This is a genomic window from Bacillus sp. JJ1474 (assembly GCF_036965225.1).
Lineage (GTDB): Bacteria > Bacillota > Bacilli > Bacillales > Cytobacillaceae > Cytobacillus.
This window is the reverse complement of the sequence record NZ_JBALPC010000127.1, coordinates 1-4,301: the sequence shown is the minus strand read 5'-3', so window position 1 is coordinate 4,301 and position 4,301 is coordinate 1. Positions and strand designations below refer to the sequence as shown.

Genomic DNA, 4,301 nt, shown 5'->3' with positions numbered 1-4,301 from the left:
TTCCAAATCTGGTACTCCTTTTCAATGAATTATTTCTAGACCTATTAAAATTTCACCAAATAATGTTTAAAAAAAATGAGAATACATCAATTCATAATAAACTCTCCGCCATTTGAATGACTAATTTACATTGTTAAATCAATTTTTACATTTAATTCAAAATCAATAATACCTGAAAAAAGTACTTTTTTATTCCCATCTAATAATTGAGCAGCATTAAACGAAAGGCCCTTTTCTTCAAAGCTAGCATCAATTATTTCAACCTTTCCTTCTTGATGACCCATTTTTATTAAGAATGAAGGTTCAATTATTGTTTTAAGCAAGTCTTCTGCAGCTAATTGTGCATTTGAGTTCTCGTTTAATAAATCAGTTGGCATCTCATCCTGCCAATGCCATGGTATTAATTTCCTCCCATATCGCCACCTCTCTACGATGTGCACATTATCAAGGTTGCCGACAATATCTTTACCTGCATGCTCACTAACAATTACTTGTAGTTTCCCATTTGTCCTTTTAATACCGGAAGAAAGAGCTTTAAATACCTTTCTTACAGCTTGGAGTTCTTCATAGTCAGAATCTGGATCAGTTCTATCTGGAAAATGTGTTTGACTAGGCTGGTCTATTGCTAAAATACTTGGAACATACGGTATATCCTGACTAATAAACAACTCATGTAACGATAGTAATGTCGCAATATGATAACCTAACCAGTTAGCACCACTACCAATCTCTCGCATCCAAGCAGCCCTACCTTTATCATCTATCACACGGATCGATAGTTTGTTAGTATCGAGTTGAATTAAGTCATCCCCCGTTTCCAAATCCAAGATGTTCCCATAATGGCCTGCAAATCTTGAAAACTTAAACAAAGCAGTTTCTTTTCTTTGTGCGAAAGCTTGGAAATCTACAGATTTTAATAACTCAGCCTCTTCCTCTTTCAATACATCTATTTCTCTCGCAAATGTTCCCTCATCACTCAAAGAATCACGTAGATTAATAAATTCCGTAAGTCGTCCAATGTACATTGCACGCTGTTCCCTTGTTGCTTGCATTTCTTCAGTTTCTTCCTGTAGATATCCACGTTCAATTATTAATTGTCTTAGCTTTGATTCCTTAATAGATATTTGTTTTTGTAATTGTACTTGTTCAGCATCTAACATAGGAGGAACAAGCTCAATTGCTTTCCATTGTGCCTCAACTTTTTTAGTTGATTCCAATAATTTGGTTAGTTCTTTAGCATGGGTATTGGACTCGTTTCCACATAATGGACATTCATGTTGGGAATCTAATTTTCCAACAAGCCAAGATGTTGAGGAAAGACGATCTTTCTGTCTTAAAATATTTCTTTCTGAGGTGGCCCTAGCTAAAGATAACTCTTTTAGTTGTGTAAGCCTAACGCGTAAGGTCGTAATTTCTGCCTGAAGGTTCCTTTCCTCTTCACGCAATGATGAAAGTTGCTCAGTATTTATATCATGTCCATAATTATCCCAGTAACTGTTATCAGATTTCCAGGTAGAGACCAGGTTTTTAAGCCTTTCAAACAAAACATTTGTGTTTGTGTCTTTGATATTTACTGCGGGGAAAAAACCATACTGACTTGCTGCAATGTATCTCCCTCTTACTTCCCCAGAGAAATTTTCAATATTAATTCTTAAAGCCTCCAATTGACGTTGTTTACGTTCAATTAATCTCCTTACTTCTTGGAGCCGATGTTGTTTTATCAATGTCTCGGCATCTACAACTCCTAAAACAAGAGGAAATATTTCTCTAAGCTTTCTAGCATGTTCTTCTCTATCTGCTTCGAAAAACATAGTCTCATTATTTGCAACAATTCTCTGTGGCTGAAACATAAACGCAGTCATATCCGAGATTGATGCCCTACCCTTGTAACCACTACCTGATTCGTTAAAGTCTGAATTCGACTGTGGAATCCGGGCAAGTCTTTCTAATATTCCTTTTGCATAATCGCGATTAGCGTTTTTCTTTGGAATATCAGGAATAGTAATAGGGGTTCCTTCTTTGATAAAATAGTCATCTGTTGAATCCTGTTCAAGTGGATCTCGCCTTGCGAACAATTTTTCCCCTTCGACTGTACTAACTAACAGTCCATACCAAGATGAGTATCTCCTTATCGGACCGATCTTAGGAATTGTACATCCCCCTGATCCTAGACAATAATCTATTATTTCGATAATCGCAGACTTCCCACTACGACTGGAACCTGTTATATAATTAATTGCCCCAGGTTTAAATTCTAAAACTCGAGGGGCTTTATCCTTTTTTTTCGACCAAATAATTAACTTCAATACTGAAAAGTCCATTTTAAAGGCTCAACCCCTAACACTGTCAAATATTCAAAATCAGACATTCCACCTGCCCAAAATCCTAGCTTACTTGCTGCTTTCAATATATCTCTAGTTTCAATCGAAATATTTTTAGGAAGCTTGAAGGATAGTGAAGAAGTGAAATAACCATCTTCTAGAGATATTAGCTTACATGCAATTGCTATATTTAAAGAGCGAAATGTCCTATCCTCCATTGCCCGCAACCGGGAATTAATATCAAAAACTACCTCGTTTTGAGCTATAGAATTTTTTGTGTCACGATCTAAAATGGATCTTAAACCAGATGCTTCTCTCCTTTTTAAGATCATTTTCCTACTAGTTTCTTGATAAACAAGCGGAAGAACACTAACCAAATGCCATAGTGTTAGTAATCTCATGTTTTCTGACTGCCTAGACAAAAAGCCTTGTGAGAATGCCCACATCGCAATTGCCCCAAGTGCAGGATTTTGCATTATCTCATACTCATGAAGTAATGTCCCTTTCATCATTTTGGTATTCCTTTCGATAATGATTTAAATTGTGGATGCCAACCAATAGTTGGTTCTTGTTTTTCTATAAAATGTGCTAGTGTATGAAAGTTACCACAAGTAATGGTCTTTGGCATAATTTCATTATGAATAAAACTATCCTTCTCCAGCGTTAAATCCAAACATTCTTGACCTTTATGCTCATCTGTCCCAAATGGCTGTCTAAGTGCTCTTCTTCTTGAAATCTCCCATGATTTTTTAAGATCTCTTTCGTATAGCGTAAGAGCTGTTTCCGAAACTACATTTCTATCGGTCCAAATAATACGTGTATCTTGGGCATGAATAAAATCCAAAATTGCATCCCTTATTGAATCCTCATCAATATCTATCCAATCTAGTTGTTTAACAAAACCATGTGACTCATACTCACTAATATCAATATTTGAATCGAAAGGTGCAACAAGTGCCGATAAACGTGCAACTGACACTCTTCTCACTATCCCTCTAAGTTCCTTATCAAAATCTTCCCGTTTTATTCTTGGTTGCTGTCCAGTTTGGACTAGTTCCCTTATCTTCCTTTTAACCCATCCACACATCTGGTCAAAAAGACTTACTTTTATTTCAGGCTCAAAAACTCGTATGGCTTGTATCTCTTCAAGGTTACCCCCAAATTTAGAACACATATTATCAAACACGGAGATTTTGATTAACATTTTCTTTAGTAATTTATCATTTAATTTACTTAATGTACTACCATAAGGAACCAAATCTTCTCTTAATGTTGGAATAATACTGCGTAATTCATCACAAATAACTTTTGAAGACTTTTCATCGACGGTTTCGTTAATTCTTCTAGCAAGGCATTCTTTCGATAAAGTTCCATTAGTGACTAAGTGAAATTCCACTCTTTCAAGGATTGACGGATCTTTCACGATTAGTTCAGCCCATATATGCATTGTTTTCCATAAGGCTACACTTCGGTCTGACAATGGGGAGCCCGTATTTACGGTTGATTTATCTTGTTCATATATTTCTTCTCCACTAACCTTGTGTACACTGACATCATCTTTATCCTCAACCCCTATTTCAATAACATCAACTTCTGATTGAAACAGTCTATAGGTTGCGCGATCAAATTGATATATATATCCTAATGCTTGACCGGACGCAGAATGATCTGTAGTCATTTATGTCACCTACCAATATAAGACTCTCATGGTTATTTCGACATTTTTAGTCAATTTCCTTCTTTTTGGAATATCTCTATATTAAAGTTAAGCAGCCTTTTAGGAGCTTTGGCTACATAATTAGATTGTTAATGTGAGCAAAAACGCTCAAGTACTTTTTATTTCATCCAATATTTAGACTTTTCCACTTGGGGTTTACTACTTGTTTTATATTTCTTTATAAAAAGGCTGATACTTGTTAATTCTCTATTAAATTATCAAAAGTTTTTTTGATCCAACAAGTCTGGAACTTACTTTAATAG

General features: G+C 35.5%; 3 protein-coding genes. All 3 read right to left on the bottom strand.

Features of this window, described 5'->3' with window-relative positions:
• Positions 1–125 precede the first annotated feature (125 nt).
• The 3 genes from V7164_RS16130 to V7164_RS16120 are packed head-to-tail and all read right to left on the bottom strand — an operon-like array spanning position 126 to position 3,999.
• Complete coding sequence (locus tag V7164_RS16130; RefSeq protein ID WP_335354592.1) at positions 126–2,306, bottom strand: DUF3732 domain-containing protein; 2,181 nt, start codon at positions 2,304–2,306, stop codon at positions 126–128.
• On the bottom strand, positions 2,303–2,833 hold the full coding sequence (locus V7164_RS16125) for a three component ABC system middle component (protein WP_335354591.1): 531 nt from the start codon (positions 2,831–2,833) through the stop codon (positions 2,303–2,305). The genes V7164_RS16130 and V7164_RS16125 overlap by 4 nt, the downstream gene beginning before the upstream one ends.
• Positions 2,830–3,999, bottom strand: a complete 1,170-nt coding sequence (locus V7164_RS16120) for an ABC-three component system protein (RefSeq protein ID WP_335354590.1) — start codon at positions 3,997–3,999, stop codon at positions 2,830–2,832. Before V7164_RS16120 ends, V7164_RS16125 begins: the two co-directional genes overlap by 4 nt.
• Positions 4,000–4,301: the final 302 nt, after the last annotated feature.